Raw genomic sequence first — 19767 nt, forward strand, 5'->3', positions numbered from 1 at the left:
AAATCCAGGTGGCCGAATAGTGCAACCCCATAGCTGAGATTGCATGCATCAGTCACCAGGGGGCTGATTCTGGCTGATACAGTCGATTTGTGCTGAGTGAACCCGACCTCGACCTGGTGGCCGCGCTCCAGGTCGCACCACGTGCGCCGGTCGCCGTGCTGGCGGAGGCGCTCGGCACGTCGTCCAGCACCGTTGGCCGCAGGCTCGCGCGGCTGGAGGAGCAGCGCGTCCTGCGGGTGATCGGCCAGGTCGAATGGTCCGCTCGCGCGGAGGGGCATCCGCGGCACGTCTGGGTCACCACGCAGCCCGGTGCGTCCGGCCGGGTGGCCCGGGCACTGGCCGAGCTGCCGGAGGCGCAGCTCGTGGCCGAGACGTCCGGCCGATCCGACGTGTACCTGGCGGTGCACGTCCCGGACCGGGCGCGGACCCGGGAGCTGCTGACCGAGCGCATCCCCGGTGTGCCGGGGGTGGCCGGTACCCATTCCGAGCTGGTCCTGCGGGCACTGACCAGGGCAGATGCGTGGCGGCTGCGCAGGCTGGACGACGCCCAGGTCGACCTGCTGTCCCGCGCGGCGGACCCCGTCGAGCCGCCGGCGGGGCCCCTCAAGATCGGACGGGACGAGCATCGGGTGCTCGGGCTGCTGCGGGAGAACGGGCGGATCACGGCGGCGGAGGCGGGCCGGGTGCTGGGCCTGAGCCAGTCGACCACCTACCGGCTGATTCAGTCGATCCTGCGCCGCGGCATCGTGCGGCCGCGCGTCGAGGTCGAGCCCGTCCTGCTCGGGTACGGCCTGGAGGTCACGATGGCGCTGACCATCTCACCGGGCGCGATCCAGGCCGTCGCCGAGGAACTGGCGCGGCACCCCTCCGCCCGGTACGTGTCGATCGTCGCGGGCACGACGTCGGTCATCCACCAGGGCGTGTTCCGCAACGAGGAGGAGATGGCCGACTTCCTGACGCGTGATCTAGCCCCGCTGCCCGGGATCACCGCGCTGCAGGTGTCGGTGGTGCTGCGCATGCTGCGCCGCTACTGGATCCACCGCGAGGACGGCCTGCTGGTCCCGTGAAGGCACCCTCACCATGCCGGACGTGCTGAAGGTGGCCTTCACGGGTTTACGGCGGGTCAGCTACGGCACTTGCGGTACTGGTCCCTGGCGCGGTCGGCGAGCGCCTTGTGCGAGGCGGCCCGGTCCCGGTGGTACTTCGCCTTCTTCTGGTCGCCGGCCTGCGCGGCCTTCTTCGCCGCGGCGAGGTGCTGCTTGGTCAGGTCCTCGTGTTTCCTGGCCTCGATCAGGTAGTGCGCGCACTTGTCGCTCGCGGCGGCGACCGGCTCCGCCGCGGCTGCCGCGGTGGCCGGCAGCCCGCCGGCGAGACCGAGCGCCAGCACCGCGGCCGCGCCGGTGATGATCTTCCTGGTGTTCAGCACGAAATCCTCCCCAAAATGTCGATGCCAGTGGAGTATGCCGCCTCCCGGTCGCGCGCACGCCGCTTTCGCCGGAATCAGCCGATCGGATCGGGAAGCCGGTCCACCTCGTAGGAGACCGCGATCGTCGCGCCGGTCGCGGGATCGTGCAGTTCGGCCCGCCAGGCGTCGGCGAATTGGTCGGCCCCCTCCAGCATCCGCACCGTGCCGGACAGCAGCACGGTGCCGGGGACCAGCCAGCCGCGCTCGCGCAGCACGTCCAGCCAGTACTTCGGGGGCAGCAGATCGCCGAGGGTGGCGTCCTGGATCAGTTCCGGTTCGGCGCCGCCGTGCCGGACCCACGCCCGCAGCCGGATGTCGTCGAGCCGGTCGGCGACGTCGGCCAGCCGCCACGCCGAGGTGCCGAGGACGTCCGGGCTCGCGTTCTTGCTCCAGGCGACGCCGTGCACCTCCAGCGCGCGGTCGGTGTGGTCGCAGGCGACGGTGAGCAGCGGGTCGTCGACGTCGTCGTCGATCACGATCGCCCACTCCGCCTCGCCGGACGTCCGGTCGTGCTGTGCGGGCACCTGGCCGGTCTGGGTGGCGAGGTAGGGCGCGACCGGGTAGAGGGCCGGGACGGCCGACGGCGCGGGCACCCCCAGCTCGGCCAGCTCGGCGACGTGTGCGGCGACCTCCTCCTGCGCACGGCCGGCGTAGCCGGCGTTGAACACGCGGCGGACGACGGTCGATCGGGTGGTGCCGTCGGGCAGGGTCAGGTCGAGCGTCACGGAAAGGACCTCCGGTGGTCGCGGGGAGTACGCGGACTTGCGCACACACTGTGTATACAGCAAGTATAAGGGCGCGCCAACCAGAACCGACAGCTACAGGGAGCCAGCGATGTCCCCACATACCCAGGCAGTCGACCGCCGTGACCTGCGGCGGGCGTTCCTGGCCAGCCTGTCCGGAACATCGCTGGAGTGGTACGACTTCGCCGTCTACTCGGCGGCGGCCGCCCTGGTGTTCCCGCAGTTGTTCTCCCCGCCTCCGATCCGCTGACCGGGCTGCTGCTCGCGTTCTCCACCTACGCGGTCGGCTACGTGTCCCGCCCGGTCGGCGGCATCGTGTTCGGCAGGCTCGGCGACGTCATCGGCCGCAAGCAGGTGCTCGTCGCCACGCTGGTGCTGATCGGCGTCGCCACGTTCCTCATCGGACTGCTGCCCGCCTACGACACGATCGGCGTCGCCGCGCCGATCATCCTGGTGCTGCTGCGGTTCGCCCAGGGCGTGGGCGTCGGCGGCGAGTGGGGTGGCGCCGTGCTGCTGTCCAGCGAGTTCGGCGATCCCCGGCGACGAGGCTTCTGGGCGTCGGCCGCGCAGGTCGGCCCGCCCGCTGGCAACCTGCTGTCCAACGGCGTGCTGGCACTGCTGACGCTGGTGCTGACCGGCGAGCAGTTCCTAGACTGGGGCTGGCGGGTCGCGTTCCTGCTGTCCGCCGTCCTGATCGGATTCGGGTTGTGGATCCGGCTGAAGCTGGAGGACACCCCGGTGTTCAAGGCGATCGCCGAGTCGGGGGAGCGGCCGTCGGCGCCGGTGCGCGAGGTGTTCGCCACCGAACGCCGTGCGCTGGCCGCGGCGGTGCTGAGCCGGATCGGGCCGGACGTCGTCTACGCGTTGTTCACCGTGTTCGTCCTGACCTACTCGACCACCCGGCTCGGCTTCTCCCGGTCCGAGGTGCTCGGCGCGATCCTCATCGCGTCGGCGCTGCAGTTGTTCACCATCCCGCTGGCCGGAGCGCTGTCGGACCGGGTGAACCGGCGGCTGCTCTACACCGTCGCCGCCGCGGGCAGCGTGGTGTGGGTGTTCGTGTTCTTCCCGATGATCGGCTCGGGCTCGTTCGGGCTGCTCGTGCTCGGCGTCGCCGTGGGACTCGCGTTGCACTCGTTCATGTACGGCCCGCAGGCCGCGTTCGTGACCGAGCAGTTCTCGCCCCGGCTGCGTTACACCGGCAGTTCGCTCGCGTACACGATCGCGGGCGTGGCCGGCGGTGCGGTCGCGCCGCTGGCGTTCGCGGCGCTGGACAGCGGGTTCGGCAGCTGGGTCCCGGTGGCCGGCTACCTCGGCGTCGCCTGCCTGCTGACGCTGACCGGGCTGTGGCTGGGCCGCGACCCCGACCACACCGAGGACGAGGCCTACGTCGAGGTCAGGCCTGCAGCAGCACCCGCTCGGTGAGCCGGAGATGCTCGTCGATCGCCGCCGCGGCCGCCGCCGCGTCACCCGCGTCCAGCGCGTCCACGATCCTGCCGTGCTCCGCGCAGACCGAGCGTTGCCGGTCGGCGGTGCGGAACAGGGCCGTCACGCCGACCCGGCGCTGCCGGACCCGCAGCCCGGCGTAGGTCTGCGCGAGCAACGCGTTGCCGGTGGCGTCGACGAGTGCCTGGTGGAACCGCATGTCCAGCTCGATGAACAACGTCGGGTCGTCACCAGCCTCGGCCAGTACCCGCTGTTCCTCCAGTGCCTCGCGCATCGCGGCCAGCGGCACGGTGCCCGCCGCCAGCGTGACCGCGGCGGCGTGGCGCTCCAGGACGGCACGCAGCTCCATCAGTTCCCGGATCTGCCTGCCGGTCATCGGCGGAACGTAGGCGCCGCGGCTGGGCAGCATCTCCACCAGGCCGTCGGCGACCAGCAGCAGCAGTGCCTCGCGGACCGGGGTGCGGGACACTCCGATCCGGGTGGCGAGTTCGGCCTCGTTGAGGAAGGTTCCCTGCACTTCGGGATCCACCAGTACGGTCTCGCGCAGGTAGTGGAGTGCGCGGTCCCGTCCGGACTCTTTCGACGAACCCATACACAACGTATACACGGGGAGACACGATGAGGATCGCACTGGCCCAGATCGCCGCGACCGCTGACCCGAAGGAGAACCTCGACCTGGTCGCGGACCAGGTCACCGAGGCCGCCGAACGGGGTGCGCGGCTGGTCGTGTTCCCGGAGGCCACCCAGTGCCGGTTCGGCGTGTCGCTGCGGCCGGTCGCCGAACCACTCGACGGGCCGTGGGCGACCCGGGTCAGGGAGATCGCCGGGGACGCCGGCGTGACAGTGATCATCGGGATGTTCACGCCATCCGAAGACGGTCGTGTACACAACACGCTGCTGGCGACCGGCGGCGGCGTGGAGGACCACTACGACAAGATCCACCTCTTCGACGCCTTCGGCTTCGCCGAGTCCGACACCGTGGCGCCGGGGGACAGGCTGGTGACCGTCGAGGTCGACGGCGTCACCGTCGGCCTGGCCACCTGCTACGACCTGCGGTTCGCCGGCCTGTTCCAGCGGCTCGGCGACGAGGGTGCCGAGCTGGTCGTGGTGCCCGCGTCGTGGGGAGCCGGACCGGGCAAGCGAGAGCAGTGGGACCTGCTGGTGCGGGCCAGGGCACTGGACTGCGCCGCGTTCGTCGCCGCCTGCGACCAGGCCGACCCGCAGACGGCCGGGCGGACCGCGCCCAAGGGCGTGCCGTCCGGAATCGGGGCCAGCGTGGTCGCGGGCCCGGCCGGGACGACGGTGCGTCAGCTGGGCCGGGAGCCGGGGTTGCTGCTGGCCGACATCGACCCCGAGCAGGTCGCCGCGGCCAGGCGGACCAACCCGGTGCTGGCGAACCGCCGCTTCTGAGCCGCCCCGCCGGTATCGTGCACCGCACGATGCGGACACGAACGACGCTCGCCGCGGCGGCCCTGCTGCTGACGGCCACCACGGTGGCTCCTGCGGACGCCGCCACCGGACTGTCCTGGGTGGACTGCGGGCCGGAGCGGCAGTGTGCCGTGCTCACGGCACCGGTGGACTGGGATCATCCGGATGGTGACAACATCCGAGTCAACGTCGAGCGCAGGCCGGCGCGTGATGCCGCCGCCCGCGCCGGTTCCGTGCTCGTCAACCTGGGCGGTCCCGGCAACAGCACGGGGATCCTGCGCAACCCGCTGCCGCCGTCGCTGGCGGCGTTGAACGAGCGGTTCGACATCGTGGTGTTCGACCCGCGCGGGCTGGGCACGCCGGACAACGGCACGGTGATCACCTGCCCGGTGCGCGACCCGGACCAGGACCTGCTGATCCGGGTGCGCGACGAGGCAGGCTGGAACCAGCACGCCGAGCGCAACGCGGCCTACGACGCCGGCTGCCGGCAGGCCGCGGGACCGGCGTTCCGGGGACTGACGGCCAAGCAGGTCGCCCACGACATGGACGCCATCCGGGCCGCCCTCGGCGAGGACCGGCTGCGGTATTTCGGCAACTCGTACGGGACGGTCTACGGCCAGGCCTACGCCCGCCTGTTCCCCCGGCGGGTCGGGCGGATGTACCTCGACGGCGTCGCCGACCACACCCAGCCGCGGCTGGAGTCCTGGCTGCGCAGCGTGGTCGTGACGCAGGAGCGGCACCTGAGCCGCTTCCGGGACTGGTGCGCGGGCCGACCCTTCTGTCCACAAGGGAGGGACAGGGCGATCGACGACCTGCTGCGGGCCGCCGAGCGTGCACCGCTGCCCGCGCCCGGCGCGGGGCCCGGCAGGACGGTCGACCTCGCGCAGCTGCGGGTCGGCGTCGTCGCGGGGATGAACCCGCCGGTGTGGCCGGACTTCGCGCGGGCGCTGACGAAGGCCCAGGCCGGTGACGCCGGCGACTTCCTCACCAATCCCCGGCTCGCCGGAGGCGAGGTGGGCAGCGGTCCCGGGACCGTGGGCAGGGTGTCCAACTGCCACGACTTCATGCCCGCCCCGATCGGCTACCGCGACGCGATGGCCATGGAGGAACGGCTGCGCCGCCTGGTCCCCAGGGCAGGCTGGCTCAAGGTTCGGTTCGAGCTGGGCCGGTGCGCAGGTGTCGCGGGTGAGCCGAGCTATCCGCCGCGGCCGCTGCACACGCCGGGCCTGCCGCCCGTGCTGGTGGGGATCGGGGAACTGGACAACAACACGCCGAACCTGGGTGCCGCCAGGGTCGCCCGGCAGCTGCCGGGCTCGCGGGTGCTGTGGCACGACGACGGGCACGCCGCGTACTTCTTCGGCAACACCTGCCTGACCGGTCACGTCAACCGGTACCTGACCGACGGGACCCTGCCGCCCGCCGGTACCCGTTGCCCCGGGCAGCTCCCGCCGAACTAGGAAATCGCCCGGACCTCGGCGAGCCGCTGGGCCGCGAACGGGTCGGTCCCGGTGGGGTCCCAGCACACGGCGGCCTCCCAGGCGGCCCGCGCCTGCGCGGCGACGTCGTAGTCCTCGTCGCCGAGCCCGGCCGCGTCGTGCGGCAGCGCCAGGTCGAGGTCTGCGACGTCGACGTGCGCCTCGTCCCAGTCGATCAACGTGACGCTGTCCGCGGTCATGCGGATGTTGCGCGGGTTGGGGTCGCCGTGGACCACGCACGTGGCACGGCCGGTGATCCGCGCCCACGCCGCCCGGCATCGAGCGACACCCTCGGGCGGCATCGCGCGGAGGTCGACCCGCGTTCCGGTCTCTGCGTGCAGGAGGTCGGCCGACGATCGCCAGCCCGGGCGCTGGGGCCAGCCCAGCGTGAGCCGATGCAGCCGGCGCAGTGTCCCGGCGACGCGGCGCCAGTCGGCTTCGGTCTCCGGCGGTCCGCCCGCGACATGGGTCATCACCACCAGGCCGTCGGCGAAGAGCCTGCCGTCGGTGGCCGGGATCGGCACCGGTACCGGCATCCCCGCACGGTCCAGGTGGCGTAACAGGCCGGTTTCCCACGCGAGGTCGGCGTCACCGCGCCGGCCGAGCCGGGCGACCGCGAGGCGCCCGCCGACGCGCACGCTCCACACCTCGTTGAGGCCCACCCCGCCGGTCAGCGGTTCGACGCGAACGACGTCGTCGCCCCACAGTTTCAGTGCCTCCCAGCCCACCGGCCTATCGTCGCAGACGCACTAGAACACGGTCGTCCAGTAGGTCCAGAACGCCTGGAGCACGGCCGCCGCGATGACCAGGTACCAGGCCAACAGCACGACCGTGTGATAGCGGGCGAGTACGCGCAGGCCGGGCCGGTCGCCGAAGTTGTGCAGCGTGGTGTACCAGAACACCGGGATGGTGACCGCCCAGACGACCATGCAGTACGGGCACAGCGCGCCGATGTCGTAGAGGCTCTGGTAGATCAGCCAGTGCACGAACAACACGCCCAGGGTGGTCCCGGCCTGCAGGCCGAGCCAGAACCAGCGCGCGAACCGGGCGCCGGCGAACAGTGCGGCACCCACGGTGGTGACGACGGCGAAGCCCGCGATGCCGAGCAGGGGATTGGGAAATCCGAACACCTCGGCCTGCGGTGTGCTCATGATCGATCCGCAGCTGAGCACCGGGTCGATGCTGCACGTGGGGATGTAGTCGGGTTCGCGCAGCAGCGCCAGCTTCTCGACAGTCAGTGTCCCCGCGGCGGTCAGCCCGATCAGGCCGCCGATCGTGAGGATCCACGGCAGCAGGCGGCCGGTCACTTGGCCAGCTCCGCGTCGATGGCGGCCTTGAGGGCGTCGTACCCGCCGCCGGTGAACTTCACGCCGTTGACGAAGAACGTCGGCGTGCCGCGTACGCCGGCGTCGACACCGTCGGCCCGGTCGGCCAGGACGCGTTCGGCGGTGGCGGGCGAGTCCAGCGCGGCCTGGAACGCGGTCATGTCCAGGCCGAGGTCGCGGGCGAAGCCGAGGAAGGTTTCGCGGTGCTCGACCTGCTGGTTACCCCACTGCTGCTGGGTCTCGAACATCCGCTTGTACATCGGTTCGAGCTTGCCCTGCTGGCTCGCGGCCTCCACGGCGCGCGCGGCCAGTTCGGCGTTGACGTGGCTGGGCACCGGGAAGTAACGCAGGACGAAGGTGACTTTGCCGGCGTAGTCGGCACGCAGCTTCTCCACGGCCGGGTAGGCGGCGCGGCAGGACTCACACTCGAAGTCGAGGAACTCCACGACGGTCACCTTGCCGTCGCTTGTGGACAGTCGATGGCTGTTGGGCCGGACCAGAACCGAGGCAGGCGCGGCCTGCGGTGCGGGCTGCTGCTGGGCGGGCGGATCGGAGCGGGTGAACAGGATCAGTGCGGTGACCACCACGGCGACGACGCCGAGCACGGTCAGGGAGATCTTGGTGTTCGCGGTCATGTCTCATCGCTTTCACGTGGGAACAGGGTGAAATGGGGGCGATGAGACGGATCAGGTGCGCAGCACGCAGAGGCTGGCCTGGTCGGGTATCCGTGCGGCGGGCGCGGGTGACCCGCGCCGGGACGGCGCGGGCCCGATCAGGATCGCGGTGCTTCCCGGGCCACGCGAGGTGAGCAGGACCGCGCCCAGCAACGTCACGAGCACGGTCAGGCACGCGCCGAGCACGCCGCCCGGGGTGTCGTGCGGCGAGTCGGCGGTGTCCGAGAGGTCGTACACGGCGGAGACCGGGCAGGGCGCGGTGGAGCCGTAGCCGGGGATGTCGGCGCGGCAGCCCGACCCCTGCATCAGCGCGAGGCCGATCAGCACCCCGAGGACGACGACGAGCCGCGCCAGGCGCAGCGGCGTGAACGTCGTCCGGGACACGCGGTGATTCTAGGAACCGTCGCTGTGGGATGGATGTGAATCGGCATCGAGGTCACCACACCAGCCTCGCCGGTCACGCCGATCCGGCTTGCCAGGTGAGCGGCAGGGCGTCGATGCCGTACACGTTGGTGTCGGTGCGCATCCGGATGTCCCGCGCCGGCACCGCCAGCTCCAGGGTGGGGAAGCGGTTCAGCAGGGCGGGCAGCGCGATCCGCAGCTCGGTCCTGGCCAGGTGCTGGCCGAGGCACTGGTGGACGCCGTGGGCGAAGGTCAGGTGCCCGGCGGCGTCGCGGCGCACGTCCAGCTCGTCGGGGTCGGTGTACCTGCGGGGGTCGCGGTTGGCCGCGTCGAAGGAGAAGGAGACGGTCTGGCCCGCCGTGACCGTGTGCTCGCCGAGCCGGATGTCCTCCAGCGCACAGCGCATGGTGACCGGCCCGATCCCGGTGTAGCGCACCAGTTCCTCGACGGCGCCGTCGGCCAGCTCCGGGTTGTCGCGCACCGCGGCCAGTTGCTCCGGGTGCAGCAGCAGGGCGAAGGTGGCCATGCTGATGACGCTGGCGGTGGTGTGCAGGCCGGCGCCCAGCAGGAACGTGCCGACACCGGTGAGTTCGGCATGGCTGAGGTCGCTGGTGGTCAGCTCGCTGAGCACGTCGTCGGTGGGGTTGGCGCGCTTGGCCTTGACGTGCTCGTCGAGGTAGCCCTGCAGCTCCTGCCAGGCGGCCATGATGTTGTCGGCGCTGGTGTCGTCACTGTGCAAGGTGGCCTTGTTGACCGCCTCCTGGAAGGCCTCCCGGTCCGAGCCGGGCACGCCGAGCAGCTCGCAGATCACCAGCGCCGGGATCGGCCGGGCGTAGAGCTCGACCAGGTCGGCGGGCGGCCCGTGCTCGGCCAGCACCGCCAGCCGCTCCTCGGTGACCAGCCGCACCTGCTCGGTCAGCAGCCGCATCCGGCGCGCGGTGAACTTGCCGGCCAGCAGCCTGCGGAAGCGGGTGTGCTCCGGTGCGTCGAGGCCGAGGAAGTCGCCGACCGGCGCGGGCGGCAGCGCCTCGGTGAAGCCCGGCAGCGGCGGGTGCATCAGCTCGTAGCGGTTGCTCATCGCGGGGTGGGCGAGCAGGGTCCTGGACTCCTCGTGCCCGGTCACCAGCCAGCCCACGTGCCCGTCGGGATAACGCATCGGCACCATCGGGGTGTCGCGCAGCCGCCGGATCGCCTCCGGCAGGCGGAACGGGTGCTCGGGGGCACGCTGGAACAGCAGTTCGAGTTCGGTGAACATGGTGGTCTCCTATCGGTTGCGGGTGGTCGTGAGGTCGCCGCGGAGCAGGCGGTGTGCCTGCCGGACGCCGAGCGGGTGGTTCCAGCCGATCGCGGCCGTGGTCGTGCCGTCGGCCTCGGCCAGTGCGAGGAACCGGCCGAGGCGGAGGTCGCCGTCGACGACGCGGATCCGGGCGTGCGGGGTGACGACCCCGTGGACCTGGATCCGGATTTCGTACTGTTCGGTCCAGAAATACGGAACCGGCCGGTAGAGCCGGTCGGCGCCGAGGATGTTGGCGGCGGCGACCAGTCCCTGTTCGGTAGCGTTGGTCCGGGTTTCCAGTCGGATGCCTACATCATCGGGATGATCTGACCATCTGGCGACGTCGCCGACCGCGTACACGCTCGGGGCCGCCCGCAGGTGTGAGTCACAGCGGACCCCGTCGTCGATGCGCAGGCCGCTGTTGTCGAGCCAGCCGGTCGCCGGTTCGGAGCCGACGGCCGCCACGACGAGGTCCGCGTCACCGGTGTCGCTGCCCGTGCGCAGCCGCACGCCGCGGTCGCGGTGCAGGTCGGCCAGGTACGCGCCGAGCGTGGGTCCGAGTCTGCCTGCCATCGGCACCGGCTCCCGGCCGATCAGCGTCACCCGCCTGCCCAGCGTCCGTGCGGCGGCCGCGACCTCACAGCCGAGCACGCCCGCGCCGAGCACCGCCACGTGGCGGGCGGTGTGCAGCTCCGCGCGCAGGGCCAGCGCGTCGTCGACGGTGCGCAGCGTGCGGGCCGTGCCGTGTGGTTTCGCCATGCTGCCGGTGGCGATGACGAGGACGTCGTAGGACAGTGCGCGGCCGTCGTCGAGTTCGACCACGCGGGTGTCGTGCCGGAGGCGAACGGCTCGCCTGCCGAGCAGCCACTTCGCGTCCAGCGCGTCGAGCCGGCCCGGGGTCCGCAGGACCGGCGGTCCGGCCGGCGCCTTCCCGGTCAGGATCTCCTTCGACAGCGGCGGGCGGTCGTAGGGCGGATGCGGCTCGTCGCCGACGATCCGGATCCGGCCGCGGAATCCCTTGTGCCGCAACGCCTCGGCCACGGTCAGTCCCCCGACCGACGCTCCGATGATCAGAACATCCGACGGGATCATGCCTCCTCCCGGAGCACGATGGCCGCGGTCGGGCAGAGCATCGCGGCCTCCCGGGCCGCGTCGTGCTGTCCCGGCCCCGGGTCCGCGTCGAGCACGACGACCATGCCGTCGTCGTCCTGGTCGAAGACCTCGGGCGCGGCGAGTGCGCAGTGGCCGCCACCGACGCACCTGTCCGGCACAACGGTCACCTTCATCGGTTCCTCCTTCAGGCGGGCACGGGTACGGGCGTGCGCTTCTTCATGACCAGCAGTGCGACCAGGGCCGCGGCGAGCACCAGTCCGGCGGTGATCCAGCCGGTGGCCGACATGGCGGACGCGAACGCCTCCCGCGCCGCCCGCGTGACACCGGGATCGCCCAGTGCGAGTGCGTCACCGATCGAGGCCCTGGCCCGCTCGGCGGTGTCCTCGGGCATCGCGGCGGTGTAGCCACCGGCGAGCACGCTGCCGAGGATGGCCACGCCGAGTGCGGCACCGGCCTGCTGCATGGTGTCGTTGACCGCGGAGCCGACCCCGGCGTACTCCTCCGGCACCGCGCCCATCAACGCGGCGATGGCCGCGGGCTGCGCCAGCCCGGCGCCGATCCCGAACAACGCCAGCGTGGCCACGACCGTCACGAAACCGCTGCCCACGGACAGGGTGCCCAGCATCCCGAACCCGGCAGCGACGATCGTCAGGCCGGCGGCCGCCAGGATCCGGTTGCTGACCTTCTGGCCGAGCGCGGCGCCGGCGAGGTTGGTCACGATCGTCACGACGGCCATGGGCGCCAGCGCCGCACCGGCCTCGGTCGGCGTGTAGCCGAGCACGAACTGCAGGTACTGCGTCAGCGCCAGGACGAGCCCGGCCAGCCCGATCTGGGTCAGTACGAGTGCGAAGCTGCCGCCGGTGAAGTCGCGGTCGCGGAACAACGCCAGCGGCACCATCGGGGAGTCCGCTGTGGACTGCCGGATTTCGAACAGCAGCAGGCACAGCACGGCGACGGCCAGCTTGACCAGCGTCACCGCGTCACCGAGGCCGGTCACCGGCAGGTCGATGATCGCCCAGACCAGCGCGATCAGGCCCAGCACGGACAGCGCGGTGCCGAGCAGGTCGGCCTTGCGGGCCGGCGCGCGGGACTCGGGCATCAGCGCCAGTGCGGCGGCGATCGCCAGCCCGGCGATCGGGACGTTGACCAGGAACACCGAGGCCCAGCCGAACTCGGTGACCAGGACGCCGCCGAGGATCGGGCCGCCGACCAGGCCGAGCATAGCCACTGCCGACCACGCCGAGGTGGCCTTGCGCCGCTCCTCGTCGTCGAACACCGTGATCAGGATCGACAGCGTGCTCGGCATGATCAGTGCGGCGCCAACGCCCATCAGCGCACGGCAGGCGATCAGCTGTCCGGGGTCGCTTGCCCAGGTCGCCGTCAGCGACGCCAGCCCGAACAACGCGAGGCCGATGACCATCACGCGCCGTCTGCCGTACCGGTCGGAGAGGCTGCCCGCGGTGAGCAGCAGTCCGGCCATCGCCAGGATGTAGGAGTTGGTGATCCACTGGATGTCCTGGGCGTCGGCACCCAGGTCCTGGATCAGTGCCGGGATGGCCACCGTGAGGACCTGGTTGTCGATCGTCAGCACCAGCGTGCTCAGGCAGAGCACGACCAGGATCAGCCAACGTCGGGGATCTCGTTGGGTTGTCACGCCGGCGACGATGCCGACCGCCGGTGACGGCTCCCTGATAGCCGGCTTACACGCCGCGCCGTCGCTGTCAGCGCCCCGGCGGCGCCTGGCTCGTGAGGCGGTCGAGCGCGTCCTCGCGGGGGAGGGCGGCGCCGGCGTCGAACGCCTCGCGGTAGGCGGCCTCGCCGAGGCGGGAGGCCAGCTCGCCGGCGAGCGCGCGCAGCTCCGGGTCGCCGTGGTCGTACGTGCCCCGGATGACCTGGCTCATCCCCAGTGCCGTGGCGGCACCGGCCGGGTCGCCCTCCAGCAGCAGGATTGCGGCCAGTGCCTGCGCCGCCGGGGCACCGTCCCGGTAGGACAGCCAGGCCCGGACGGCCCTGGGCAGCAACGCCCTGGCCCCGCTCGCGTCGCCGGTGGCGAGCAGGTTCGCGATCCGCACGGCGACGAGCTGGCCCTCGACCGCGGTGCCCAGCGCGGCGTCGGTGCCGGTGAGTTCCTCGAGTTCCGCCAGCGTCCGCTCGCACCCTCCGGGGTCGCCCGCCCGCCGCTGCCAGTCCGCCAGCACGACCAGGCACTGGGCCACCAGATGGGACTGCCCGTACTCGTGTGCGGCCCGGGTCGCCTCGTCGACGTCCCGCCGGGCGCCGGGCAGGTCGCCGCCACGCATCCGTTCCAGCGCCAGCGCGAGCAGATGGCTGGGATCGGTCCTGCGGATCAGCGCGACGCCGCGTTCGTACGCGGCGATCGCGTGCTCGTGCTCGCCGCGCAGGGAGTACACCCGTGCCGAACCGCCCAGCGTCATCGCCGTCATCAGCCGGTCGCCGGCCGCCTCGAACTCCCGGACCGCCTGCTCGCAGCACGCCTCGACGGTGCGCCAGTCACCGCGGTCGTACGCGGCGAACCCCTCGGCCAGGTAGGTGCAGCCGCGAGCCCACCGGTCCGGCCGGGCGCGGATCTGCGCGATCTCCCGTGCGACGAGGTCGTCGAGGCCGGACAGGTACCCGCCGGGCAGGATCATCACCAGCAGGATCGGGAAGCGCCGCGACGCCTCGGTACGCAGGCAGTCCTCGATCACCGCCCGCACGGCTCCGGCCTCGGGCTCCGCGGAGCCGGACAGCAGGTGCACGGCGGTGAAGGCGGCACGGGCGTCGGCGGGCAGGGCGTCGCCCAGTTCCAGCAGCCGCGCCACGAAGGAGACGTCGCGCGCGTCGTGGTGCACGGTGTTCCAGTACCAGTACAGCGGCCCGAGCAGTGCGACCGCGGGCCCGGCGGCGCCGCCGGCCAGTGCCAGGTGCAGGGCGTGCACGAGGTTGTCGTACTCGGACTCGAAGACCGTCAGCGCGGCATCCTGCCGCTCGCCCCGCAGCAGCGGGTCGTGCTCGGCGGCCAGCGCGGCGAAGTGCGCCACGTACGCCTCGCGGACGGCCGCGCGATCCGGGCCGAGCTCGCGGTCGGCGAAGTCCCGGATGGTCCGCAGCATCCGGTACCGGCCGGACTCCAGCTCGATGATCGACTTGTCGACAAGTGAACCCAGGACGTAGGCGACGTCGGACGGCGGCACGCTCCGGTCCGCGCAGATCCGCTCCGCCGCGGTGACGCCGAACGTGCCGGGGAAGACCGACAGCCGTCGCGCCAGCGTCCGCTCCTCCTCGTCCAGCAGGTTCCAGCTCCAGTCGATCACCGCGTGCAGCGTGCGCTGCCGTGGCTGCGCGCCGCGGTTTCCCGAGCTGAGCAGCCGGAACCAGTCGTCCAGCCCGGCGGCCAGCGCGCCGGCGTCCATCGAGCGCAGCCGGGCAGCCGCCAGTTCCAGCGCCAGCGGCAGCCCGTCCAGGCGACGGCAGATGTCCGCGACGCCCGCCTCGTCGAGCTCCAGCCCGGGCCGGACCGCGCGGGCCCGGTCGAGGAACAGCCGCGCGGCGGCCGGCGGAGCCAGCGGGCGCAGGCGGCACAGTGCCTCGCCGACGACGTCGAGCGACTCCCTGCTGGTGACCAGGATCGTCAGCCGTGGCAGGCGTTCCAGCAGCCGCGTCGCGTACCGCGCGACCGCTTCGGCGACCTGCTCGGCGTTGTCCAGGATCAGCGTGGCCGGGCCGCCGCCGAGCAGCTCGGCCACCCGGTCCACCGGGTCGGCCCGGGTGGGCCGGGGTGCGTCCGGCGAGCTGAGCACACCGAGGATCGCGCCGGGCACGTCGTCGTCGGTCAGCGGCACGAACCAGGTCCGGTCCCGCGGCTTCCGGGACATCGCCTCGACGGCCAGCCGGGTCTTGCCTGCCCCGCCGGGGCCTGCGACGGTGACCAGCCGGGACCGCTCCAGCAGTTCCGCCAGCAGTGCCAGTTCGTCGTCGCGGCCGACGAACGTGGTCAGCCGCGCGGGCAGCCGCCCCGGCGCCGCGCGGCTCACCTCGCCACGCACCACGGCGAGGTGAGCCTCCCGCAGGTCCTTGCCGGGATCCACGCCCAGCTCGCCGGCGAGGGTGGTCCGGACCTGCTCGTAGACGGCCAGCGCCTCCGACTGCCGTCCGGCGGCGTGCAGGGCACGCATCCGCAGCCCGGCGAGGCGTTCCCGCAGCGGATGTTCCCTGGTCGCCGCCTCCAGGTCGGCCAGGATCTCGCCGTGCCGTCCCGCGAGTAGCTCGGCCTCGAACCGGTCCTCGACGGCCGCGACACGCAGCTCGTCCAGCCGGGCGGCGGCCGCGGCCGCGAACGGCGCCTCGCCGACGTCGGCCAGTGCGGGACCGCGCCACAGCCGCAGTGCCTGCCCGAGCAGCTCGCTCGCCTGCCGTGGCTCGCGCCCGGCCCGGGCGACCAGGTCCTCGAACCGGTACGCGTCGACGTCCGGCGGATCCACCGCGAGCCGGTAGGCGGTGCCGGCCGACTCCACCGTCCCGGCCCCGCCCAGCGCCCGGCGAAGCCGGTACACCAGGGCGTGCAGGGCGCCGGCCGCGTCGGCGGGCGGCCGCGTTCCCCACAGGTCGGCGACCAGCGTGTCGGCGGGCACCGGGGCGCCGCCTGCCAGCGCCAGCCGGGCCGCCAGCATGCGCAAGCGGGCACCCCTGACGTCGACCGGCGAGTCCGTGTCGTCGAGGACCCGGACCGGCCCGAGCAGCGCTACCCGCATCGCGCCAGCAGCCCGTCGACGAAGGCCCGCAGCCCCTCGGCGTAGTTGTCCTTGCCCGCCCACTCGCCCCAGCGCTGGCCGATGGCGGCCAGGTGCGGGATCCGTGCGGTGTCGACGTGGCCGAACAGGGGTTCGCGCTCGGTGGCCTGCTCCCATTCCCGCCGCCGCGGCGCGGAGCGGGCGCGGACGATGGTCTCGCCGACGGTGTAGTACCAGAGGCAGCGGAAGACGTGGACGGCCTGTTCGGGCGTGCAGCCGTGGTCGATCGCGCCGGACAGGATCGCCTCCACCATCCACAGCGCCGGTTCGTCGACGCGGGCGAGAAAACCGTCGGTGGCAAGGGCTTCCGCGGCCCACGGCCAGGACGTGAGGACGTCGTGCATCGTCGTGGCGGCCACGACGATGCGCTCACGCGGGTCGCCGGGCAGCGGCGGGCGGCCGATCTGCGCCGCGTAGTCGTTGACCAGCAGGACCACCAGGTCGTCCTTGTCCCGCACGTGGTGGTACAGGGTCGTCGCCCCGATGCCGATCTCGGCGGCCAGCTTGCGGACGGTCAGCTTCTCCCAGCCGTCCTGCTCGATGAGCCCGCGGGCGACGGCCACGATCTGCTCGCGGGAGGTCACCGGCGGCCGGCCGGTGCGGCCGGTGGAGGTCTTGGGACGGGCCACGGTCCCATCATGCTGTCCCGGCGTCGTGGTCGACACCGCGGCCCGGTCGCTGCTACTTTTGGAACATGTTCGAAAAGTCGCCCGCGCGGCCGGGACTCGTTCTCGCGGCCGTCGCCGTCGTGCAGTTCATGGTGTCGCTGGACCTGTCCGTGGTGAACGTCGGACTTCCGGCGATCGCGGAGGGTCTCGGCTTCGGCCCGGCCGGGCTGACCTGGGTGATCCACGCCTACGCGCTGACTTTCGGCGGGCTGCTCCTGCTGGGCGGCAAGGCCGCCGACCGCTACGGGCGCGGGCGGATGCTGTCGCTCGGGCTCGCCGGGTTCGGCATCGCCTCGCTCGCGGGCGGATTCGCCCAGGAACCCTGGCAGCTGGTGGCCGCCCGCGCGGTGCAGGGTGTCGGCGCCGCCGCGCTGGCTCCGGCCGCGCTGGCGCTGCTGGCCGCGACGTTTCCCTCCGGCAGGGCCCGGGTCCGGGCGTTCGGGGTGTGGAGTGCGACCAACGCGTCCGGTGGCGCGCTCGGTGTCCTGATCGGCGGTGTGCTCACCGAGTACGCCGGCTGGTACTGGGTGATGTTCGTGAACGTCCCGATCGTGGCGATCGCGCTCGTCCTCGTCCGGCGCGGGGTTCCCGCCGGGCCGCCACCGGTCCGAAGTGGACGCCCGGACGTCCTGGGAGCGGTACTGGCGACGGCGGGGATGAGCCTGCTGGTGTTCGGCGTGGTGCGCACCGACACCTACGCCTGGACCTCACCGGTCACCCTCACGACGCTGGCGGCCGCCGTCGTCCTGCTCGTCGCGTTCGTCCAGGTCGAGCGGACCACTCGCAGGGAGCCGCTGGTCCGGCTCGGCCTGTTCGCCAACCGCTCGGTCGCCGCGGCCAACGCCTTCAACCTGCTGGTCGGTGCCGCGATGGCGTCGGCGTTCTACTTCATGTCGCTTTATCTGCAACGGGTACTCGGCGCCGGGGCGGCGCAGGCCGGGCTGCAGTTCCTGCCGTTCGCGCTCGGCGTGGTCGTGGGTTCCGTGCTCGCCGTCAAGCTCGGTTACCGGTTCGCGCCGCGGACCCTGCTGATCGCGGGCGCGCTGCTCACCTCGGCCGGGTTTGCCTGGTTCAGCACGATCCGGCCGGACGGGACGTTCGCGGCCGACGTGCTCGGACCGTCCGTCGTGGCCAGCATCGGCTTCGGGCTCTGCCTCGGGCCGCTGGTCTCCACGGCGACCAACGGTGTCGCGCCCGGCGAGGCCGGCACGGCGAGCGGCCTGCTCAACAGCACGCGGCAGATCGGCGCGTCGCTGGGCCTTGCCGCACTCGGCACGGCGGCCGGTCAGCACTCCGGGAGTTCCAGCGACGGCTACGCGCTCGGCTTCGGCCTGGGCGCCGCGCTGCTGGCCACCGCGGCTCTCATCGCACTGGCCGTTCCGCGCGTGAGTGCAGATACCGCTGCTCGGGCACGCTGAGCGTCCGGCGGGCGGCCTCCAGGTACGCCTCCCGCGCGGCCTGGTGATCGCCGGCCAGGTCCAGCAGGTGGGCCCGGACGGCGCTGAGCCGGTGATGCCCCGCCAGCGCGGGTTCGGCCTCGGCCAGCTGGTCGAGACCGGCCCGCGGACCGTGGACCATCGCCACGGCGACGGCGCGGTTGAGGGTGACCATCGGGCCGGGCGCGGCGGCGTGCAGCAGGTTGTACAGGCCGAGGATCTGCGGCCAGTCGGTGTCCTCGGCACGCCTGGCCTCGGCGTGCACGGCGGCGATCGCGGCCTGCAGCTGGTAGGGCCCGACCGGGCCGTCGGCGAGCGCGCCGGTGACCAGCGCGATGCCCTCCTCGATGGACGGGCGGTGCCAGTGGTCGCGGTCCTGCTCGGCGAGCGGGACCAGGGTTCCGTCCGGTTTCGTGCGGGCGGGCCCGCGGGCGTCGGTGAGCAGCATGAGCGCCAGCAGCCCGGTCACCTCGCCGTCGCCGGGCAGTGCGGCATGCAGTTGCCGGGTGAGCCGGATGGCTTCCGCGGTCAGCTCCACCCGCCGCAGTGCCGGGCCGGAGCTGGCGGTGTAGCCCTCGTTGAAGATCAGGTACAGCACCTTGAGCACACCGGCGATCCGCTGCGGCAGTTCCTCCCGGCTCGGTGGCAGGAACTGCGCGCCGCTGGCCTTGATCCGCTGCTTGGCCCTGCTGATGCGCTGGCCGATGGTGGCCTCGGGGACGAGGAAGGCGTGCGCGATGGCCGCGGTGGTGAGCCCGCCGACGGCACGCAACGTGAGTGCGACCTGCGAGGCCGGGGTGAGCGCGGGGTGGCAGCACAGGGTCAGCAGGGTCAGCGAGTCGTCGTGGTCGGGCGCGGTGCTCGGCACCGTCTCGCGCGACACCGTCTCCTCGCGGCGCCTGCGGGCGACGTCGCCACGCACGGTCTCGATCAGCCGCCGGGACGCCACCGTGGTCAGCCACGCCTTCGGGTTGTCCGGTACGCCCTCGGCGGGCCACTGCCGGGTGGCCGCCAGCAGTGCCTCCTGGACGGCGTCCTCGCAGCTGTCGAAGTCGCCGTAGCGCCGGACCAGCCGCGCGACGACCTGCGGAGCCAGCTCGCCGATCAGGCCGGGGACCGTCACATCTCCAGCCCGCTGTACGTGCGCACCGGACGGACCTCGACGTGCCCGGCCTGCGCCTCGGGGATCCGCCCGGCGATCTCGGTGGCCCGCTCGATGCTGTCGCAGTCGACCAGGTAGAAGCCAGCGAGCTGCTCCTTGACCTCGGCGAACGGCCCGTCGGTCGCCATCGGCTGCCCGTCCCGCACGACGACGTGCCTGGCCAGCGAGGAGTCGGCCAGTGACTCGGAGACGATCATCTCGCCGGAGGCGGCCAGTTCCTCGTTGAGCTCGGCGTACGCCCGCAGTCCGGCCGCCTGCTGGTCCTCGGGCAGCTGTTCCCACAGCCGCCGTGCCTCGGCGTTGGTGTAGATCAGCACCAGGTACTTCATCGGAGTCTCCGAAATTCTTTTCGGCCGGATGTCGAAAT

Annotated in this window: 19 protein-coding genes and 1 pseudogene; 5 read left to right on the forward strand and 15 right to left on the reverse strand. The window is 72.5% G+C overall.

Features of this window, described 5'->3' with window-relative positions; genetic code table 11:
* The first annotated feature begins 89 nt into the window (after positions 1-89).
* Entirely contained in the window at positions 90-1067 is a 978-nt protein-coding gene (locus EWH70_RS19040) for an Lrp/AsnC family transcriptional regulator (RefSeq protein ID WP_130476795.1), read from the forward strand.
* A 56-nt stretch (positions 1068-1123) separates the two neighbouring features.
* On the opposite strand, the gene EWH70_RS19045 is transcribed toward EWH70_RS19040, so the two are convergent.
* A complete protein-coding gene (locus EWH70_RS19045; RefSeq protein ID WP_130476796.1) occupies positions 1124-1426 on the reverse strand; it encodes a hypothetical protein in 303 nt (100 codons plus the stop codon).
* 74 nt (positions 1427-1500) lie between these two features.
* Complete coding sequence (locus EWH70_RS19050; protein WP_130476962.1) at positions 1501-2190, reverse strand: DUF2848 domain-containing protein; 690 nt, start codon at positions 2188-2190, stop codon at positions 1501-1503.
* Positions 2191-2299: 109 nt separating this feature from the next.
* Here EWH70_RS19050 and EWH70_RS19055 point away from each other — a divergent pair.
* Positions 2300-3630, forward strand: a pseudogene (locus EWH70_RS19055) (MFS transporter).
* Here the strand turns inward: EWH70_RS19055 and EWH70_RS19060 are convergent.
* Positions 3602-4243 (reverse strand): GntR family transcriptional regulator, encoded by a 642-nt coding sequence (locus EWH70_RS19060; protein WP_130476797.1) that lies wholly within the window; start codon positions 4241-4243, stop codon positions 3602-3604. The pseudogene EWH70_RS19055 and the gene EWH70_RS19060 overlap by 29 nt on opposite strands.
* A 26-nt stretch (positions 4244-4269) precedes the next feature.
* Here EWH70_RS19060 and EWH70_RS19065 point away from each other — a divergent pair, with 26 nt between their 5' ends.
* Both EWH70_RS19065 and EWH70_RS19070 read left to right on the forward strand, forming a co-directional pair.
* Positions 4270-5061: a carbon-nitrogen hydrolase family protein gene (locus tag EWH70_RS19065; protein ID WP_130476798.1), complete on the forward strand. Its 792-nt coding sequence runs from the start codon at positions 4270-4272 to the stop codon at positions 5059-5061.
* 29 nt (positions 5062-5090) lie between these two features.
* Positions 5091-6536 (forward strand): alpha/beta fold hydrolase, encoded by a 1446-nt coding sequence (locus EWH70_RS19070; RefSeq protein ID WP_130476799.1) that lies wholly within the window; start codon positions 5091-5093, stop codon positions 6534-6536.
* On the opposite strand, the gene EWH70_RS19075 is transcribed toward EWH70_RS19070, so the two are convergent.
* The 10 genes from EWH70_RS19075 to EWH70_RS19120 form a co-directional block, all read right to left on the reverse strand.
* Positions 6533-7282 (reverse strand): phosphotransferase enzyme family protein, encoded by a 750-nt coding sequence (locus EWH70_RS19075; RefSeq protein WP_130476800.1) that lies wholly within the window; start codon positions 7280-7282, stop codon positions 6533-6535. The genes EWH70_RS19070 and EWH70_RS19075 overlap by 4 nt on opposite strands.
* 21 nt (positions 7283-7303) lie before the next feature.
* A complete protein-coding gene (locus tag EWH70_RS19080) occupies positions 7304-7861 on the reverse strand; it encodes a vitamin K epoxide reductase family protein (protein WP_130476801.1) in 558 nt (185 codons plus the stop codon).
* Entirely contained in the window at positions 7858-8514 is a 657-nt protein-coding gene (locus tag EWH70_RS19085) for a DsbA family protein (RefSeq protein ID WP_130476802.1), read from the reverse strand. Before EWH70_RS19085 ends, EWH70_RS19080 begins: the two co-directional genes overlap by 4 nt.
* A gap of 51 nt (positions 8515-8565) precedes the next feature.
* Positions 8566-8937: a hypothetical protein gene (locus tag EWH70_RS19090; protein WP_130476803.1), complete on the reverse strand. Its 372-nt coding sequence runs from the start codon at positions 8935-8937 to the stop codon at positions 8566-8568.
* Positions 8938-9010: 73 nt separating this feature from the next.
* The gene (locus EWH70_RS19095) at positions 9011-10210 is read right to left on the reverse strand and encodes a cytochrome P450 (RefSeq protein WP_130476804.1); all 1200 of its coding nucleotides are present in this window, start codon (positions 10208-10210) and stop codon (positions 9011-9013) included.
* Between the two features lie 9 nt (positions 10211-10219).
* Complete coding sequence (locus EWH70_RS19100; RefSeq protein ID WP_130476805.1) at positions 10220-11323, reverse strand: NAD(P)/FAD-dependent oxidoreductase; 1104 nt, start codon at positions 11321-11323, stop codon at positions 10220-10222.
* The gene (locus EWH70_RS19105; protein ID WP_130476806.1) at positions 11320-11517 is read right to left on the reverse strand and encodes a ferredoxin; all 198 of its coding nucleotides are present in this window, start codon (positions 11515-11517) and stop codon (positions 11320-11322) included. The genes EWH70_RS19100 and EWH70_RS19105 overlap by 4 nt, the downstream gene beginning before the upstream one ends.
* Before the next feature lie 11 nt (positions 11518-11528).
* On the reverse strand, positions 11529-12998 hold the full coding sequence (locus tag EWH70_RS19110) for an MFS transporter (RefSeq protein WP_130476807.1): 1470 nt from the start codon (positions 12996-12998) through the stop codon (positions 11529-11531).
* Positions 12999-13065: 67 nt separating this feature from the next.
* A complete protein-coding gene (locus EWH70_RS19115) occupies positions 13066-16095 on the reverse strand; it encodes an ATP-binding protein (RefSeq protein WP_130476808.1) in 3030 nt (1009 codons plus the stop codon).
* Complete coding sequence (locus tag EWH70_RS19120; RefSeq protein WP_240687065.1) at positions 16086-16763, reverse strand: TetR/AcrR family transcriptional regulator; 678 nt, start codon at positions 16761-16763, stop codon at positions 16086-16088. The genes EWH70_RS19115 and EWH70_RS19120 overlap by 10 nt, the downstream gene beginning before the upstream one ends.
* A 65-nt stretch (positions 16764-16828) precedes the next feature.
* Here EWH70_RS19120 and EWH70_RS19125 point away from each other — a divergent pair, with 65 nt between their 5' ends.
* Positions 16829-18220 carry an MFS transporter gene (locus EWH70_RS19125; RefSeq protein WP_130476809.1) on the forward strand — a complete coding sequence of 464 codons (1392 nt, stop codon included), beginning with the start codon at positions 16829-16831 and terminating at the stop codon, positions 18218-18220.
* Here the strand turns inward: EWH70_RS19125 and EWH70_RS19130 are convergent.
* Both EWH70_RS19130 and EWH70_RS19135 read right to left on the reverse strand, forming a co-directional pair.
* On the reverse strand, positions 18165-19361 hold the full coding sequence (locus tag EWH70_RS19130; RefSeq protein ID WP_130476810.1) for an RNA polymerase sigma factor: 1197 nt from the start codon (positions 19359-19361) through the stop codon (positions 18165-18167). The two genes, EWH70_RS19125 and EWH70_RS19130, sit on opposite strands and share 56 nt — an antisense overlap.
* The gene (locus EWH70_RS19135; protein ID WP_130476811.1) at positions 19358-19729 is read right to left on the reverse strand and encodes a YciI family protein; all 372 of its coding nucleotides are present in this window, start codon (positions 19727-19729) and stop codon (positions 19358-19360) included. Before EWH70_RS19135 ends, EWH70_RS19130 begins: the two co-directional genes overlap by 4 nt.
* Between the last annotated feature and the right edge of the window lie 38 nt (positions 19730-19767).

This window comes from Amycolatopsis suaedae (assembly GCF_004214935.1).
GTDB lineage: Bacteria > Actinomycetota > Actinomycetes > Mycobacteriales > Pseudonocardiaceae > Amycolatopsis > Amycolatopsis suaedae.

Excerpts from the sequence above, each read along its gene's own strand:
- EWH70_RS19100 (WP_130476805.1), bottom strand. The coding sequence starts at position 11,323 with ATGATCCCGTCGGATGTTCTGATCATCGGAGCGTCGGTCGGGGGACTG.
- EWH70_RS19115 (WP_130476808.1), bottom strand. The coding sequence starts at position 16,095 with ATGCGGGTAGCGCTGCTCGGGCCGGTCCGGGTCCTCGACGACACGGAC.
- EWH70_RS19060 (WP_130476797.1), bottom strand. The coding sequence starts at position 4,243 with ATGGGTTCGTCGAAAGAGTCCGGACGGGACCGCGCACTCCACTACCTG.
- EWH70_RS19135 (WP_130476811.1), bottom strand. The coding sequence starts at position 19,729 with ATGAAGTACCTGGTGCTGATCTACACCAACGCCGAGGCACGGCGGCTG.
- EWH70_RS19065 (WP_130476798.1), top strand. The coding sequence starts at position 4,270 with ATGAGGATCGCACTGGCCCAGATCGCCGCGACCGCTGACCCGAAGGAG.
- EWH70_RS19125 (WP_130476809.1), top strand. The coding sequence starts at position 16,829 with ATGTTCGAAAAGTCGCCCGCGCGGCCGGGACTCGTTCTCGCGGCCGTC.
- EWH70_RS19095 (WP_130476804.1), bottom strand. The coding sequence starts at position 10,210 with ATGTTCACCGAACTCGAACTGCTGTTCCAGCGTGCCCCCGAGCACCCG.
- EWH70_RS19070 (WP_130476799.1), top strand. The coding sequence starts at position 5,091 with ATGCGGACACGAACGACGCTCGCCGCGGCGGCCCTGCTGCTGACGGCC.
- EWH70_RS19085 (WP_130476802.1), bottom strand. The coding sequence starts at position 8,514 with ATGACCGCGAACACCAAGATCTCCCTGACCGTGCTCGGCGTCGTCGCC.
- EWH70_RS19105 (WP_130476806.1), bottom strand. The coding sequence starts at position 11,517 with ATGAAGGTGACCGTTGTGCCGGACAGGTGCGTCGGTGGCGGCCACTGC.